General features: G+C 72.4%; 14 protein-coding genes and 1 tRNA gene. 6 read left to right on the forward strand and 9 right to left on the reverse strand.

Annotation, left to right across the window (positions count from 1 at the left end; translation table 11 throughout):
* Positions 1-7: 7 nt before the first annotated feature.
* Together ACWC5O_RS03935 and ACWC5O_RS03940 are read right to left on the reverse strand one after the other, a co-directional pair.
* The gene (locus ACWC5O_RS03935) at positions 8-1,063 is read right to left on the reverse strand and encodes a cobalamin B12-binding domain-containing protein (RefSeq protein WP_450584783.1); all 1,056 of its coding nucleotides are present in this window, start codon (positions 1,061-1,063) and stop codon (positions 8-10) included.
* The gene (locus tag ACWC5O_RS03940) at positions 1,060-2,604 is read right to left on the reverse strand and encodes a PP2C family protein-serine/threonine phosphatase (RefSeq protein ID WP_450584784.1); all 1,545 of its coding nucleotides are present in this window, start codon (positions 2,602-2,604) and stop codon (positions 1,060-1,062) included. Before ACWC5O_RS03940 ends, ACWC5O_RS03935 begins: the two co-directional genes overlap by 4 nt.
* A gap of 506 nt (positions 2,605-3,110) precedes the next feature.
* Between ACWC5O_RS03940 and ACWC5O_RS03945 the strand changes: the two genes are divergently transcribed.
* Positions 3,111-3,548: a TspO/MBR family protein gene (locus ACWC5O_RS03945; protein ID WP_450585074.1), complete on the forward strand. Its 438-nt coding sequence runs from the start codon at positions 3,111-3,113 to the stop codon at positions 3,546-3,548.
* 344 nt (positions 3,549-3,892) lie between these two features.
* On the opposite strand, the gene ACWC5O_RS03950 is transcribed toward ACWC5O_RS03945, so the two are convergent.
* Together ACWC5O_RS03950 and ACWC5O_RS03955 are read right to left on the reverse strand one after the other, a co-directional pair.
* Positions 3,893-3,966 (reverse strand) — tRNA-Pro (locus tag ACWC5O_RS03950).
* A 45-nt stretch (positions 3,967-4,011) separates the two neighbouring features.
* Positions 4,012-5,439, reverse strand: coding sequence for an MFS transporter (locus tag ACWC5O_RS03955; protein ID WP_450584786.1), 1,428 nt, complete (start codon positions 5,437-5,439; stop codon positions 4,012-4,014).
* Between the two features lie 218 nt (positions 5,440-5,657).
* Between ACWC5O_RS03955 and ACWC5O_RS03960 the strand changes: the two genes are divergently transcribed.
* Positions 5,658-6,236 (forward strand): TetR/AcrR family transcriptional regulator, encoded by a 579-nt coding sequence (locus ACWC5O_RS03960; RefSeq protein WP_450584787.1) that lies wholly within the window; start codon positions 5,658-5,660, stop codon positions 6,234-6,236.
* Between the two features lie 2 nt (positions 6,237-6,238).
* Here the strand turns inward: ACWC5O_RS03960 and ACWC5O_RS03965 are convergent, their stop codons facing one another.
* Genes ACWC5O_RS03965 through ACWC5O_RS03975 form a run of 3 tightly spaced genes read right to left on the reverse strand, consistent with a single transcriptional unit; the run spans position 6,239 to position 9,075 of the window.
* Positions 6,239-7,513, reverse strand: coding sequence for a serine hydrolase domain-containing protein (locus tag ACWC5O_RS03965; protein ID WP_450584789.1), 1,275 nt, complete (start codon positions 7,511-7,513; stop codon positions 6,239-6,241).
* A gap of 45 nt (positions 7,514-7,558) precedes the next feature.
* Positions 7,559-8,527 carry a dioxygenase family protein gene (locus ACWC5O_RS03970; protein WP_450584791.1) on the reverse strand — a complete coding sequence of 323 codons (969 nt, stop codon included), beginning with the start codon at positions 8,525-8,527 and terminating at the stop codon, positions 7,559-7,561.
* A gap of 32 nt (positions 8,528-8,559) precedes the next feature.
* Entirely contained in the window at positions 8,560-9,075 is a 516-nt protein-coding gene (locus ACWC5O_RS03975; protein ID WP_450584793.1) for a hypothetical protein, read from the reverse strand.
* A 143-nt stretch (positions 9,076-9,218) separates the two neighbouring features.
* Here ACWC5O_RS03975 and ACWC5O_RS03980 point away from each other — a divergent pair, with 143 nt between their 5' ends.
* The gene (locus tag ACWC5O_RS03980) at positions 9,219-9,563 is read left to right on the forward strand and encodes a cupin domain-containing protein (protein WP_450584794.1); all 345 of its coding nucleotides are present in this window, start codon (positions 9,219-9,221) and stop codon (positions 9,561-9,563) included.
* Here the strand turns inward: ACWC5O_RS03980 and ACWC5O_RS03985 are convergent.
* Positions 9,553-10,557: a LacI family DNA-binding transcriptional regulator gene (locus tag ACWC5O_RS03985; RefSeq protein ID WP_450584795.1), complete on the reverse strand. Its 1,005-nt coding sequence runs from the start codon at positions 10,555-10,557 to the stop codon at positions 9,553-9,555. The two genes, ACWC5O_RS03980 and ACWC5O_RS03985, sit on opposite strands and share 11 nt — an antisense overlap.
* Before the next feature lie 143 nt (positions 10,558-10,700).
* Between ACWC5O_RS03985 and ACWC5O_RS03990 the strand changes: the two genes are divergently transcribed.
* Positions 10,701-11,861 carry a Gfo/Idh/MocA family protein gene (locus ACWC5O_RS03990; RefSeq protein ID WP_450584797.1) on the forward strand — a complete coding sequence of 387 codons (1,161 nt, stop codon included), beginning with the start codon at positions 10,701-10,703 and terminating at the stop codon, positions 11,859-11,861.
* On the opposite strand, the gene ACWC5O_RS03995 is transcribed toward ACWC5O_RS03990, so the two are convergent.
* On the reverse strand, positions 11,842-12,873 hold the full coding sequence (locus tag ACWC5O_RS03995; protein WP_450584798.1) for a LacI family DNA-binding transcriptional regulator: 1,032 nt from the start codon (positions 12,871-12,873) through the stop codon (positions 11,842-11,844). The two genes, ACWC5O_RS03990 and ACWC5O_RS03995, sit on opposite strands and share 20 nt — an antisense overlap.
* A gap of 109 nt (positions 12,874-12,982) precedes the next feature.
* Between ACWC5O_RS03995 and ACWC5O_RS04000 the strand changes: the two genes are divergently transcribed.
* Both ACWC5O_RS04000 and ACWC5O_RS04005 read left to right on the forward strand, forming a co-directional pair.
* On the forward strand, positions 12,983-14,146 hold the full coding sequence (locus ACWC5O_RS04000) for a phytanoyl-CoA dioxygenase family protein (RefSeq protein WP_450584800.1): 1,164 nt from the start codon (positions 12,983-12,985) through the stop codon (positions 14,144-14,146).
* Between the two features lie 15 nt (positions 14,147-14,161).
* Positions 14,162-14,938: an SDR family oxidoreductase gene (locus ACWC5O_RS04005; RefSeq protein WP_450584801.1), complete on the forward strand. Its 777-nt coding sequence runs from the start codon at positions 14,162-14,164 to the stop codon at positions 14,936-14,938.
* The last annotated feature ends 40 nt before the right edge of the window (positions 14,939-14,978 follow it).

The following is a 14,978-nucleotide window of genomic DNA, read 5'->3' on the forward strand; positions in this document are numbered from 1 at the left end:
GCAGGGATCAAGCGTCCGCCCAGGTGTGCCCGGCCCGCTCCAGTCGTCCTCGGCCCGCAGCCACGTGGGTCAGGGTGCGGGGAAGATCACTCAACGGCTCGCAGAGGGCCTGGACCGCCAGGTCCAGGCCGGCCGGTGGTATCCCGCGGGGGGCCAGCACGTCGGCGAGGAACACCAGGAAGTCCGTGAAAACGCGCGGGTCGTCGACGAAGACACCGGCAGCGAGGAAGTCCACCAGGAACCCCAGGTCCTCGACAGCGGCCTCGTGCCGGTCGTCGGCACACCGGCGCATCGGCGGGAAGCACCGGCGCAGGTGGTCGACCAGGTGCCGCAGAAGGTCACCGCGACGGCTGACGAGTTGGGCGTACTCCCCGTCAGCCAGGTGGTCCAGTGCGGGCTCCCCGGTCAGCGGCGGCGGCCACTGCTCCACCAGCAGGTCCGCGGCGTCCGCCGCGGTGCGCGCGTACAGGTCGGCACCCAGCGCACGGGCCCAGATGCCGTCCGGTCCGAAGCCGGCGCCACCGACCAGGACCGGTACACGCGCCAGTCGGCACGCCTCCATCGTGCGGTACACCCGGGGCAGGCGCACCGCCAGCATGCACGACAGGGCGATCAGGTCAGAGCCGTTCTGATGCAGATACGAGATCAGGTGTGCGGTGGGTACCCCGGCGCCGAGGAACCGTACCGCGAAGCCGCGCAGCCGTAGTACCTCCGCGACGATGTGGGCGGGCAGGGTGTGCCATTCGCCGTCCGGGCAGGCCACCACCACGCTCCCGAGAGGATGGTCGGGGACCGCGGTCGCGGCGGCGAGCGCGGAGACGGCCCGGTTGCTGACATGGGTGGCCGCGTGTTCCTGGGCCACACTCCACTCGTTGCTCACCCAGTGCTCGCCGACCGCTGCCTGGGCGGGCGCGATCAGGCCGAGCAACACGTCCTCGGCGCTGACGCCGCCGGCGAGAAGGTCCAGGACGAGCGCCACGGCGGCGGTCTCGTCCGCTCGGGCCAGGTGGCCGTCGAAGGCCGTGCGGACACTCTCGATGGCGTCGGAGCGCTCGGCGGTCACCGCGGATGCTCCACGTCCGGCTGCGGCGCAAGGGCGGGAGCCTGCACGGCGAGAACGGCGAGGTCGTCGTGGTCGCCTCCGGCCAGCCACTGCCCGGTGCGCAGGTCGATACGCTCGGCGACCGCGCCGGCCGGCATGCCGCGGCAGGCGGCCAGGTCGCGCATCAGCCGCCGTTCGCCGTACATCTCCTGCTCCTTCGGCCCACCGCGCGCCTCGGTCACACCGTCGCTGTACAACAGCAGCAGTTCGCCGGCCGCCAGCCGGATCTCCCTCTGGTGGAAGTCCGGGTCGGGCAGGGCGCCGACCAGCGTCCCACCGATGTGCACCTCCTCCACCCCGCCGTCCGTGCGCAGCACCAGTGGTGGCAGATGGCCGCCGCCTGCCGCAACGACGTCCAGCGCGCCGTCTCGCGCCGGGCTGGCAGATCCCACCACCAGTGTCGTGAAGGGAGCGTGGCCTTCCTCCAGGAGCGCCTCATTGAGCAGCTGAAGCATCCTTACGGGCCGGGATTCCACCAGAGCCAGCGATCGGAGGCTCTGCCGCACCCGTCCGGCGAACACCGCCGCCTCCACTCCCTTGCCGCAGACGTCGCCGAAGAAGAACCTGACACCGCCCCCGGCGTCCGCCCGGACCTGGTAGAAGTCGCCGCCGATCCGCAAAGTTTCGCGGGCGGGCCGGTACGCAGCCCCGAGGTGGACCCCCGCCACGTGGGGAAGCGGGTCGGGTTCCAGCCCGTCCTGCAGCACGGCGGCGATGTGCACCTGTTCGGCATAGAAGGTCGCGGCCGCCAGCGCGATGCTCGCACGCGAGGCGAACTGCCGCGCCAGCTCGACGTCCGCCGTTGCGAAGCCCGTCCGCTGCGGCCCGCGCGCCAGCACCAGCACACCGGCCGGCATCCCGGCGCCGCGGAGCGTGACCGCCAGGGCCTGAACAGGCGGATTCGGATTCTGCGGCACCGCTCCGCCCAGCCGCGCCACTTCCTGCCAGTCGCACAGTACGGGCTGTTCCACCAGCCCCCTCAGGGCGTGGGCCACTGGCGGCACCTGGTCCAGCGCCGCTGCCGGCAACTGGCCGGCGCACTCGTCAGGCCCGTAAAGGTGCCAGGCTACGCAACGTCCCCGGACCGGCAGGAACAGGATGGCCGTGTCCGCCAGGGCTGGGACCGCCACCCGCACCACCGCACGCACCGTACGGCCGTGGTGGAGGGAGGCCCCGAGTTGCTTCCCCGCCTCCGCCAGGAAGGCGGAGCGGGCGCGCTCGGCCATCAGCTCGTTCTGGCGCTCATGGACCGCGCTGTCGTCGCGCACCAACCACACACAGTGACCGGCGAGTGTCCCAAGGCCCTGTGGCACCACCCTGTGCCCTGACAACCGGCGCCCGTCGGAGACGGTCTCGAAGCAGTCCGCGCCCTCGGCCATGGCACGTGACAGCGGCCCGTGGAGCGGCTCGCCGATGCGCAACTGGGGGAAGAATCGTTCCGCCTGGGCGTTGCACCAGCTGGGCAACCCGGCCGCGTCGCAGACCACGACAGCCTGATCCACCAGATCCAGCAACCCCGCGGGCACCGCGGTCGGCCGCTCCGGTGTCGCCGGCGTCGCACGCGGCCTCTCCTGTCGCCGCGACGCACCCGGCGGACCTGGGACCGAAGGACCCGGAACCTGCTTCTGCCAAGGTTTCTCGCGGCCGCCGCTGGTCACCGCCACCCGCTCACGCTGTCGTCGGCCGCGGCAGCGGCGCACGGGCGACCTGCCGCAGTGCAAGGCAGGTTGTCCATCAGCTGGATCACCGCCTTCTCCATCGCCCGAAGACTCCCCCGAAGCAACGGTAGCGCGATCTCGACAGGGCCGTCCTGGGCCTCGCGGATCGTGGCCGGGCGGATGCGCGGGCAGGGCACCAGGCTTCGCCTCACCCGGACGGACTGCGCAGGACCGGGTCGTGTCTCACCCCGCACACGACGGGCCATATATCCGTCATGCAAGTTCTGGCACCATCCCGGCGCCGCGAGGCGGAGCGCCGCTGGCCTGCTTACGCACTGGCTGCGGCTGCGGTGACGGCTACGGCGGTGACCGGCGCGCGAGCCGTGGATCCCGACAGCACCTGGTACGAAGCCTTGGCCAAACCTCCATGGCAGCCGCCCCCGTGGGCGTTCGGCGCGGTGTGGACGCCCTTGTACGGGAGCATCGCCTTCGCCGCCGGGCACGCCGCGAACCGGACCGGTGGCGGCGAGCGCCGTCGGCTGGTCGGGGCACTGGCTGCCAACCTGGCCCTGAACGCATCCTGGAACTGGCTGTTCTTTGCCGCCAGGAGCCCCCGGGCCGGTCTCGTCGGCACCACCCTCCTTACCCTGAGCACTCTGGACGTCCTGCGGGTGACCGCCCGCGTCGACCGGACCGCCGCGACGGCCCTGGCCCCCTATGCAGCCTGGTGTGCCTTCGCCACCGCCCTCAACGCCGACATCGTCAGCCGGAACGCCGGCCGCCGATAAGCCGTCCGGCCGGGTCGGCAGCCGGTCGTTCCTGGCCGCGGCGGGCCGGGGTGGGTGAGGCAGCGTCAGGACCGGATCGTGGCACTTGCGGACGGCTGCAGGTCAGGCCGCGCTGCCCGCCGTGGCCCGAGGTCTGTACGGTCAACCAGGTCCGCGAGGTCCTGCAATACCACCACGTGCCCGGACTCCGCGGTCTCCACGTCCCGGCGAGACCAAGGACAGAACCACAATGGCTTGCACTTGACGGAGTCAAGTGCAAGCCATTGTGGTGAGAAGTCGTGAGAGGCTCACGTCGACGCTGTCGCACTGTCAGAGGAAGACAGCCCCTGACCTGCGACCTTACGTCGGGACGACAGGATTTGAACCTGCGACCCCTTGACCCCCAGTCAAGTGCGCTACCAAGCTGCGCCACGTCCCGTTGCGGGCTCACGCGAGGTGTTCCGCGTGATCACGCAGGTCAACCCTACCGCACGCGCGCGGGTGCCGGTGTCGCCCCCGCCGGGACGGGGTCCGCCGTACGGGCGGCGCGGCGGACCGGGACGAGGAGGGCGGCGCCGGTCGCGGCCAGGCAGAGGAGGGCGAGCAGAGCCCAGCCGTGGGTGTAGCCGGAGGCCCGGGGCAGGCCGGAGGGCTGGAGGTGGGCGGTGACCAGGACGCTGGTGAGGGCCGCGCCGATGGAGCCGCCGATGGTGCGGATGTTGGCGTTCATGCCGGTGGCCGCGCCCGTCTGCTCGGGCGGGACACTGCCCACGATCAGGTTGGCCATCGAGGCGAAGGCGAGTCCGATGCCGAGGCCGAACAGACCCGCGACGACGGCGATCTGCCACTGCGCGTCATGCCAGAGGGTCAGGAAGCCGCAGGCCAGTGCGCCGAGTGCGGCGCCCGTGGTGAGCAACGCCTTGGCACCGACGCGGGGTTCGAGCCGCCCGGACAGGACGCCCGACAGGAACATCGCGACGAGCATCGGGAGCATGAGCAGGCCGGACTCGGTGACGCTCGCGCCGAAGCCGTAGCCGGCCACGGCCGGCGTCTGGACGAAGCCTGGCAGGAAGGACCAGATCGCGTACATGCCCGCGCCGAACAGCAGGGCGGCCGCGTTGGTCGTCCACACCGCGGGCAGGCGCATCACGCGCAGGTCGATGAGGGGGGTGCGGGAGCGGGCCTCGACGGTCAGCCACAGCGCGAACAGCAGGACGGCGGCGGCGAACAGGCCGAGCACCTTCGCCGAACCCCAACCCCACTGCCCGGCCTGGCTGAGCGGGAGCAGCAGAGCCACCAACCAGGCGGAGAGCAGGACCGCGCCCAGCCAACTGACCTTGCCCTGGCCCTTGCTGGGGGACTCGGGGACGTAGCGCAGGGCGATCAGAACGGTCGCGGCGACGACGGCCACCGGGATCCAGAACAGCCAGCGGTAGTCGAGGACGGAGACGATGGGCCCGGCGGCCACCATGCCGACACCGCCGCCCGCGGCGATCACGGCGGACAGGTTGCTGATGCTGCCGCTCACCTCGGACGCGGCGAACTCGTCGCGGATGATGCCGAAGGAGAGCGGGAAGAGGGCGCCGCCCACACCCTGGACGACCCGGGCGACGATCAGCACGCCGATGTCCGGGGCGAGCGCGGCGACGAGACAGCCGGCGAGGACGGCCACCAGGACCGCGACGAGGGTGCGTTTCTTGCCGACGAGGTCGCCGACGCGGCCGAGGATCGGGGTGAACACCGAGGCGGACAGCAGGTACGCCGTCATCACCCAGGTCGCGGTGGACTGCGAGGTGTGCAGCGCGTGCTGGACGATCGGCAGGGCCGGCGCGATCAGCGACTGCAGCATGGCGAACACGCCGGCACCGGTCGCCAGGACCGCGAAGGTGAGGCGGGTGGACTTGCGGGGCATGAAGGAGCCTCTCCGGAATCGGGACGCGGAGGGTGGATGTCTTGGGGGACGGGCGGTGCGCCACGCGCAGGGCCCGTGCTCACGGGGGGTGCGGGAGGCCGGCGCCGGGACGCGTCCGTCCACGGCGAAGCCACCCCCGCACTGCTAAAGTGGAGGTACCCCTCCAATGTAACGGAGGCATACCTCCGGTTCAACCGATTCCCTTCCGGGAGGCAGCAGTGACGGCCACGCCGTTCCCCGTCAGCGAGATCGTCGCGACCCGCCGGCCGCACCGTAAGGACGCCGCCCGCAACTACGACGCCCTGCTCGCGGCCGCCCGCGAGGCGTTCGCCGAGCACGGCGCCGAGGCCTCCCTGGAGGACATCGCCCGCCGCGCGGGCGTCGGCATCGGCACCCTGTACCGGAACTTCCCCGCCCGTCGCGACCTCTTCGAGACCGTCTACGCGGACGAGGTGAACGCCCTGTGCCGGGCGGCCGTCGAGCTGGCGGACCGGGAACCGTGGGAGGCTCTGACGGCCTGGCTGGACCGGTTCGCGGGCTACATGGTCACCAAGCGCGCGGTCCGCGAGGCCCTGGACGACGAGTCGGACATCTTCATGGCCTGCCGCGAGTCGATGTACGCGGCCGGCGGCCCGCTGCTGGAGCGCGCCCAGAAGGCGGGCGTCGCCCGGGCGGACATGGACTTCGGCGACCTGCTGCGGATGGTCGCCGGCATCACGGCGACGGCGTTCGAGGACGACGCCCAGCGCGACCGCGTGCTCGCGATCGCGCTGGACGGGGTGCGCACCGGCCGCTGAGGTCAGCCGCTCAGCGGGTGTTCGGGGGCGAGGGCCGCCGCGATGCGCTCGGTGATCGTCTGGGCCGTGTTGCCCTCGGGCGCCTGCTTCCCGACGGTCGTGGACACGGCGATGGCCAGCCGCTGCACCGGCAGGTAGGCCTGTACGGCCGCGAAACCGGCGAACGACGGATTCTGCAGGACCCAGCCGTTCTTGACGACGACGCCCACCCCGTAATGGAATTCCTCGGTCTGCTTGAAGCACACGGTGGCGGGGCAGCTCGTGGTCGGCGCGCCGAGGCCGACCGTGCCGGGGTTCAGCTGCACCCGGTAGGAGCTGCGGGAGAGCAGCCGGCCCGAGCCGATGCCCTGGGCGGAGCGGGCCAGGTCGCAGATGTCGGTGGTCTGAACGGCGCCGGGCGCGGTGGTCCAGGACGGGTCCCAGTAGGTGGCGTCCTCGTAGGGGCCGCGTTCGTCGTCGTAGGCGTGCAGTACGGGCGCCGGGATCTCGGGCGTGAAGCCGTTGCCGGTCTCACTGAGCCCCAGGGGATCCATGACGCGCTCCCGCAGCAGCTCGTCCAGCGAGGTTCCGGTGATCTTCTGCAGGGCGCGGCCCAGCAGCACGAAGTTGGCGTGCGAGTAGTTCCAGCCGGTGCCGGGCTGGTACCAGAGGGGATGGCCGAGGGAGAAGGCGACCAGCTCCTGCGGCGTCCAGTGCCGGAACGGGTCGGCGTAGAGCTGCTTCACGAAGGCCGGGTCGGTGACGTAGTCGTGCAGACCCGAGGTCGAGTCGCCGAGCATCCGCAGGGTGATCCGATCGCCGTGCGGCAGGTCGGGCAGCCAGCGGGAGACGGGGTCGTCCAGGCTCACCCGGTGCTCGTCGACGAGCTGGAGCAGCGCCGTGCCCATGAAGGCGATGGCGACCGAGCCCGACCGGAAGTGCATCGCCGGGGTGGCCGGCACGCCGTTCATCGAGTTGCCGTCCGCGAAGGTGGCCACCTCCCGTCCGTCCTGCGTGACCCGGACCAGCGCGGCCTTCAGGTCGAGTTCACTGCGCGCCTTGCGCACGATGTCGAGGATCTGGCCGGCCTGGCCGGTGGGCTTGCCCTCGGTGCCGACACAGCCGTTGTCCTGGGGCGGGACGGCCGCGGCCGTCGTCGTCCGCAGCATCGCCGCGAGCAGCGCGGTGGCGCACAGGGCCGCTGTACGGGCGCGGCGCGAGGGTGACCGCCGCACGCCCCGGGAGACCCCCGCGTCCCGTGCCGCGTCGGAAGCCGTACGGCCCACCGCGCCCAGCATGTTTCCAGGGTGCCCCCGCTGCTTCCGGCCCGCAGCACGATGGTTTCAGGCGCGTTCCAGTACGAGGTCGAGGCGGGCGTGCCGGAAGGGGTTCGGTACGCCGAACTCGCGGGCCAGGGACGGGTCGTCGATCGGGGTGAAGTCCTTGACCAGGCTGTCCTTCACGGCGAACACCGCGTCCGAGTCGAGGTGAACGCCGCCCGCCACGAAGATGTGGGTGGTGACCGGGGCGTGGCCGTCGGCCGTCGCGATGAAGTGGATGTGGGCGGGCCGGTAGGGGTGGCGGCCGGAGGCCTTGAGCAGGGTGCCCACGGGTCCGTCGGTGGGGATCGGATACGGGCTGGGCACACAGGTACGGAACCAGAAGGCGCCCTCGGCGTCGGCGGTGAACAGTCCGCGTCCGTTGCCGGGCGGTTGGGCGTCCGGGCGCTGCACGTCGTAGAACCCGTGCGCGTCGGCCTGCCAGACGTCCACGACCGCGCCGGGCAGCGGGGTGCCGTCGGCTGCGCGGACCCGGCCGCTGACCACGCAGGGCTCGCCGTCACCCACCAGGTCGATGCTGTCGCCGAGTTCGCGGGCCGGGGACGCGGTCAGATGGAAGGGGCCGAGGACCGTCGACTCGGTGGTGCCGGGGGCGCTGTGGCCGTGCACTGTCTCGACCAGCATGGACAGGCCGAGGACGTCCGACAGGAGGATGAACTCCTGCCGGGTGTCCGTGCAGGCCTGTCCCGTCGCCGTGAGGAAGCCGACGGCCTGTTCCCACTCCGCCTGTGTCAGCCGGGTCTCGCGCGCGAAGGCGTGCAGGTGCCGGACGAGGGCGGTGAGCAGGTCGCGCAGCCGGGGGTCCGCGGTGGCGGACAGGCTGTCGACGGCCTGGCAGGTCACGGCGTCGACGGCCGCCTCGGATACGGCTGCCGCGCTCACGGCTGGGTCGGGCGAGGCTGCTTCGGACGAGGCTGCTTCGGTTGCGGCTTCTTCGGTCGCTGCTGCCGTCAGGTCTTCTCCGGTGGTCATACCGACTCCATGCCCAGCGGCACACCGGTCGCCTACTTGATGACCGCGTTGGCCACCACCACGACCGCCCCGAGCACGGCGTCCGCCATGCCGATGCGCACGGCGGACGGCCAACTGCGCCTCGACCAGCGGGCGGTGACCAGGCCGAGGGCGAAGAGGATCGCGATGTTCAGGGCGAACACCGGGTACTCGACGCCGTTCGGGGGCCACCAGCCCCAGCCCGCGCCCGCGAGCAGAAACACCGTCGGCACGACGGCCATGACCAGCGGCCACTCGTCGACGAGGGTGCGCAGGACGTCCCAGCGGCGGTGCAGGACGCGCTCGGCGATGTAGTGGGCGTAGCCGTGGGCCAGTGCGGAGGCGCATGCGGTGATGAGCAGCCAGAGGGCGTCGTAGCGTCGGTCGGCGGCGGAGCTGTGACCGTACTGGGTGAGCGCGGCGACCATCGAGCTGGCCAGGACGGCGCCGTAGACCCCGCCGAACAGGACGGCTTCGCGCGTGTCGTGCTGCCGGTGCGGCTCGGCGGCGGCCGCCGTGGAGTCAGCCATGCCCCCCACGATCACCCGCGCCCCGGACCGCCGCCAGTTCGCACGGCCGGTCCGCGTGGCCCGACGAAGTGTCCGCCCACCAGGCCCGATGCCGCACACACTGTCGACGGTCGGACGGCGCCGGCGCTGGTTAGGGTCGCCCCATGACGCACAGCTTCGCGCTCCACATCCCGGACGCCGACCTCGAACCCGAGCCCCTCGACCCGGAGCAGATCGTCTCCGGGAACCCGGAGGTGACCGGGAAGGTGGTCTGGGAGTCGGCGGACGGCCGGCAGATCCGCGGGGTCTGGCAGATCACCCCGGGCGTGGTCACCGACACCGAGGCGGACGAGCTGTTCGTGGTGATCAGCGGCTCGGCGACGATCGAGGTCGAGGGCGGGCCGACGCTGCGGGTGGGTCCCGGGGACATGGCCGTGCTGCGCGCGGGCGACCGTACGACGTGGACCGTGCACGAGACGCTGCGCAAGGCGTACGCGATCAATCTGTGAGGCCGGGCGGCGGCGCCGTCGTGCCCCGGATCTCCAGGGTCGGTGCGGCGAGGTGCAGGCGCCCCTCGCCCTCCGGCCGCTCGAAGCGCTCCAGGAGGCAGCGGGCGGCGCGCCGGCCGACCTCGTACGGGGCGGTGTCGACAGTGGTGAGCCAGACGTGCCGCAGCCTGGAGATGCTGGTGTTGTCGTACCCGGCCACCGACAGGTCGCGCGGGACGGTGAGGCCCAGCTCCCCGGCCGCCGAGAGCGCGCCGACGGAGGCCATGTCGTTGACGGCGAAGACCGCCGTGGGCCGGTCGGGTCGGCTGAGCAGCCGTACGGTGCCCCGGTAGCCGCCCTCCTCGGTCAGGTCGCCGGGTTCGGCCAGCGGTTCGGCGCCGTGCGCCCGCATGGCCGCCTCGAAGCCGCGCCGTCGCAGCTCGCCGACGGCTCCGTGGCCCGCGAGGTGGGCGATCCGGCGGTGGCCCAGGCCGAGCAGGTGCTCGGTGACCAGCCGGGCGCCGAGTTCGTCGTCCCCGGCGACGACGTCCACGCCCGGCGGCTGCGGCTCGCGGGCGCCCGCCACGACCACCGGCATCCGCCGGGCCAGCGCGCCGAGTCCGCCCGCGTCCGGGACCGTACCGACCACCACCAGGCCGTCGGCACCCAGGTCCAGGAAGGGCTCGGCGAGGTCGTGGCCCATGCGCCGGTTCAGCCGGGCGTCGGCGAGCAGCATGTGCAGGCCGGCCGCGTGCAGCAGGGAGTTCAGGCCGTCGAGGAGGTCGACGAACCAGGGGTTGCGCAGGTCGTCGAGGAGGACGCCGACGGTGCGGGTGCGCTGCTCGCTGAGGCTGCGCGCGGCGGCGTTCGGCCGGTAGCCCAGCTCGCCTACGGCCTTCAGGACGGCGTCCCGCTTCTCGGCGCGTACCTGGCCGGAGCCGCGCAGCACCAGCGAGACCAGCGACTTCGACACTCCGGCCCGTTCGGCCACATCGCGGATCGTCGGCGGTCTCATGGGATGGACCGTTCCATGTGACGCACCGGACTGTCAAAGGGTTGACACAGAGCTGTTCTCCCCAGCCGAAGGGTTGACGGGCGCGCCATGTCCGTACAAAGGTGGCCCGGATAGAATGTGGACCGGTCCAAAGAGGGGCTGTCATGGTGGATGCTCTCGGTGTCGCCGTCGTCGGGTTCGGCTGGATGGGGCGGGTGCACACCCAGGCCTACGCCCGCGTCCGGCACCACTATCCGCAACTGGCCCTCCGGCCCGAGCTGGTGACGGTGGCCGAGGAGGTGCCGGGCCGGGCCGAGGAGGCCGCCGAGCGGTTCGGGTTCGCCTCCGCCACCCGCGACTGGCGCGAGGTGGCCGCCGACCCGCGGGTCCGGGCCGTCAGCATCACCGCGCCCAACTTCCTGCACCGGGAGATCGGCGTGGCGATGGCCGAGGCGGGCAAGCACCTGTGGATCGAGAAGCCGGTCGGCCTGACCGGCGAGGACGCCCGTGCGGTGGCCGACGCGGTCGCCAAGGCCGGGGTCCAGGGCACGGTCGGCTTCAACTACCGCAACGCACCCGCTGTGGAGGCCGCCCGCGACCTGATCGCCTCCGGCGAGATCGGCACGGTCACGCATGCCCGCATCCGTCTGTTCAGCGACTACGCGGCCCACCCGGACGGCGCTCTGACCTGGCGGTACGAGCGGGAGCGCGGCGGCAGCGGGGTGCTCGGCGACTTGGCCTCGCACGGCGCCGACCTGGCCCGCTTCCTGCTCGGCGACATCGCCTCCCTGACCGCCGACACGGCGATCTTCGTCCCGGAGCGGGCCCGCCCCACGGGCGCCACCGCCGGTCACGCGCTGGCCTCCGGCGGCGCGCCGGGCCCGGTCGAGAACGAGGACTACGTCAGCTGCCTGCTGCGCTTCGCCTCCGGCGCCCGCGGCGTCCTGGAGGCCTGCCGGGTCTCGGTCGGCGAGCAGAACAACTACGGCTTCGAGGTGCACGGCACCCGGGGCGCGGTGTTCTGGGACTTCCGCCGGATGAACGAGCTGGCGGTCAGCCGCGGCACGACGTACCAGGACCAGCCGGTGAGCACGGTGTACGTCGGCCCGGGCGACGGCGAGTTCGCCGCGTTCCAGCCGGGTGCGGCCAACGCGATGGGCTACGACGACCTGAAGGTGATCGAGGCGTACCGCTTCCTGCGCTCGATCGCCGAGGGCAGGCCGTACGGCACCACCCTGGCCGACGCGGTGCACAGCGCGGCCGTGCTCGACGCGATGGCGGTGTCGGCCGAGAGCGGGGCGTGGGTCAACCTGCGGACGCCATAGGCATGTTGTAGGGCGTGACCACCTGGATCGCGGACGGCAGGGTGGGTCCCGCCGGGGGCAGGGCGCCGTGGGCACGCATGACGAGATGGCAGGCCTCGCGCACGTCCTGGCGCAGGTCGTGGTGGAGCACGACGGACAGGCGGTGCTCGCGCAGCAGCCGGGTGTTGTCGTGGTCGAGGTCGTGCGCGACGAACACGGCGCACTCGCGGCCCAGATCCTCGAAGGCCCGCAGCGTCGCGATGTTGCCGCCGCCGATCGAGTACACGGCCCGGATGTCCGGGTCGCGCTCCAGGGCGGCCCGGACCAGGTCGTACTGCGTGGCGTCCAGGCCCTGCCCCTCGGTCAGCTCGACGAGCACGCGGTCGGGGTGCCGGGCGCGCATGGCGCTGCGGAAACCCATCTCGCGCTCCTCCTCGTTACGGAAGAAGCCGCTGCTCAGGCTGGTGAGGACGTTGCCGGGGCGGTCGCCGAGCCACTGGCCCATGAGGTAGGCGGCGGTGGCACCGGCCGCGCGGTTGTCGATGCCCACGTAGGCGAGCCGGCCGCTCGCGGGCAGGTCGGTCACCAGGGTGACGACCGGTATGCCGGCCGCGTTGAGCCGGCCGACGGCCGCCGTGACCTCGGGGACGTCCGGGGCCTTGAGGATCACGCCCTGGGAGCCGCGTCGGGCGATCCGGTCCAGGATCTGGACCAGCTCCCCCACCGGCGCGGTCTCCCGGAAGTGGAAGCGGGAGCGCAGCACGGCCGGGTGCAGGGAGGGCAGTTCGGCCTCCAGGGCGGCCCGCACGGCCGTGCTGAACCGATCGGGCGCCTGGATCACGATGTCGACCATGAAGGTGCGGCCGACGAGCCGGACCTGGGTGCGCTGCCGGTCCAGGTCGGCGATGGCCCGGTGCACCTCCTGCGCGGTGCTGGCCCGCACTCCTCCCCGGTCGTTGAGCACGCGGTCCACGGTGGCCTCGCTGAGGCCGGCCTGACGGGCGATCTCGCGGATCGGGAAGGGGTGGCCCACGGCTCGGCTCCTTGAGGGGTTTTTGATGGATCGCTGCCGGTTGTTCGAGGGGTTTGTACTGACAAGAATGACAGCACGACGTCGCCCCGGGAACGAAAGAAGGACGACGATGTCCCGCACCGCGGCACAAGGCCGTGCCTGGCTGTCCGAGCAGGACTGCGACCTCGGCTCCTTTCGCGCCCTGCTCGCGCGGACCACCGATGCCGCGGAGTACCCGTACGCCTCGTCGGTGGAGAGCAACGTCCTCGTCTACGACAGCGAGCGGCTCCGCGCCGGTGACCCCCGCGACACGCAGGCCGAGCTGGTCCGGGCCCTCACCGACGGGCCCGGCGTCGTGGTCTTCGAGGGCGCCTTCCCCGACCCGGCGGTCGTCGACCGGGCGACGGCGGTGTTCGACGCGCTGATCACCGAGCAGCGCGCCTCCGGCGCGGGCGCCGGGGACCACTTCGCCGAGCCGGGCGCCAACGACCGGGTGTGGAACGCCCTCGAGAAGGCGGCGCTGTACGACCCGGAGACGTTCGCCGACTACTACGCCAACGACATCGTGGCCCTGGTCTCGGAGGCCTGGCTCGGCCCCGGCTACCAGGTCACCTCACAGATCAACGTGGTCAACCCGGGTGGCGCCGCCCAGACCGCGCACCGGGACTACCACCTAGGTTTCCTGGCCGACGAGACCGCCGCCGCCTTCCCCGCGCACGTGCACCGCCTCTCCCCCGTGCTCACCCTGCAGGGCGCGGTGGCGCACTGCGACATGCCGGTCGATTCGGGGCCTACGCTGTACCTGCCGTACTCGCAGCGGTACGAGCCCGGGTACCTGGCCTGGCGACTCCCGGAGTTCCAGGCCCACTTCGACGCACACCACGTCCAGCTTCCCCTCGCCAAGGGCGACGCGGCCTTCTTCAACCCGGCGCTCTTCCACGCCGCCGGCACGAACCGTTCGGCGGGCATCCGGCGCATGGCCAACCTGCTCCAGGTGTCCTCGGCCTTCGGGCGGGCGATGGAGACGGTGGACCGGGAGGCCGTGGCGAACGCGGTCTTCCCCGTGCTGCTGAAGCGCAAGGCCGAAGGCGTCGGCCTGGAGTGGCTCGACCGCGTGGTCGCGGCGAGCGCCGAGGGCTACCCGTTCCCCACCAACCTCGACAACGATCCGCCGGTCGGCGGACTGGCCCCGCCCTCGCAGGCGGACGTGGTACGGCGGGCGGTGCGCGAGGAATGGACTCCCTGGGCTCTGCGGGACGAGCTGCGGGCCGGCGCCGAGCGGCGCGAGAGCTGAAAGAGCAAGGAACTCATGGGACTTCTCGACGACAAGGTCGTCCTCGTCAACGGCGGCAGCCAGGGCGTCGGTGCCGCGATCGCGCGGGCCGCCGTGCGCGAGGGCGCCACGGTGGCCGTGACCGGGCGCCGCCCCGAACCGGGCGAGGCCCTGGTGGCCGAGCTGTCCGCGGCCGGCGGCAGGGCGATGTACGTCCAGGCCGACCTGTCGGACGCCGACCAGGCCAAGGCCTCGGTGGCCGAGGTGGTCGACGCCTACGGCCGGATCGACTGCCTGGTCAACTCGGCGGGCCTGACCTCACGCGGCACCCTGCTCGACACGACACCCGAGCTGTTCGACGCGCACATCGCGGTCAACCTCAAGGGCCCGTTCTTCGCGATGCAGGCGGCGGTGGCCGACATGGCGGCACGGAAGGCGCCCGGCACGATCGTCAACATCATCACCTCGTCGGCGCACGGCGGGCAGCCGTTCCTCGCGCCGTACGTCGCCGCCAAGGCCGGCCTCGTGGGCCTGACCCGCAACGCCGCCCACGCCCATCGCTGGGACCGGATCCGGATCAACGGCCTGAACATCGGCTGGACCGCGACGGAGGGCGAGGACGCCACCCAGCGCGCCTTCCACGACGCGGGCGACGACTGGCGGGAGCAGGCCGCCGGCCGGCTGCCGATGGGCAAGCTCGGCCAGCCGGACGAAATCGCCGACTTCGTGGTCCTGCTGCTGTCGGACCGGTCCGGGGTGGTCACCGGTTCGGTGATCGACTGGGACCAGAACGTGCTCGGCGGCCTCGACTAGTGCCCCGGCAGGCAACGTTTGCCCGTCAAGGAGCGGCGTC

This window comes from Streptomyces sp. NPDC001450, from assembly GCF_053597295.1.

Bases quoted from the DNA above. Each gene is read 5' to 3' on its own strand.
- ACWC5O_RS03955 (WP_450584786.1), bottom strand. From the start codon at position 5,439: ATGCCCCGCAAGTCCACCCGCCTCACCTTCGCGGTCCTGGCGACCGGT.
- ACWC5O_RS03965 (WP_450584789.1), bottom strand. From the start codon at position 7,513: ATGCTGGGCGCGGTGGGCCGTACGGCTTCCGACGCGGCACGGGACGCG.
- ACWC5O_RS03970 (WP_450584791.1), bottom strand. From the start codon at position 8,527: ATGACCACCGGAGAAGACCTGACGGCAGCAGCGACCGAAGAAGCCGCA.
- ACWC5O_RS03975 (WP_450584793.1), bottom strand. From the start codon at position 9,075: ATGGCTGACTCCACGGCGGCCGCCGCCGAGCCGCACCGGCAGCACGAC.
- ACWC5O_RS03980 (WP_450584794.1), top strand. From the start codon at position 9,219: ATGACGCACAGCTTCGCGCTCCACATCCCGGACGCCGACCTCGAACCC.
- ACWC5O_RS03985 (WP_450584795.1), bottom strand. From the start codon at position 10,557: ATGAGACCGCCGACGATCCGCGATGTGGCCGAACGGGCCGGAGTGTCG.
- ACWC5O_RS03990 (WP_450584797.1), top strand. From the start codon at position 10,701: ATGGTGGATGCTCTCGGTGTCGCCGTCGTCGGGTTCGGCTGGATGGGG.
- ACWC5O_RS04000 (WP_450584800.1), top strand. From the start codon at position 12,983: ATGTCCCGCACCGCGGCACAAGGCCGTGCCTGGCTGTCCGAGCAGGAC.
- ACWC5O_RS04005 (WP_450584801.1), top strand. From the start codon at position 14,162: ATGGGACTTCTCGACGACAAGGTCGTCCTCGTCAACGGCGGCAGCCAG.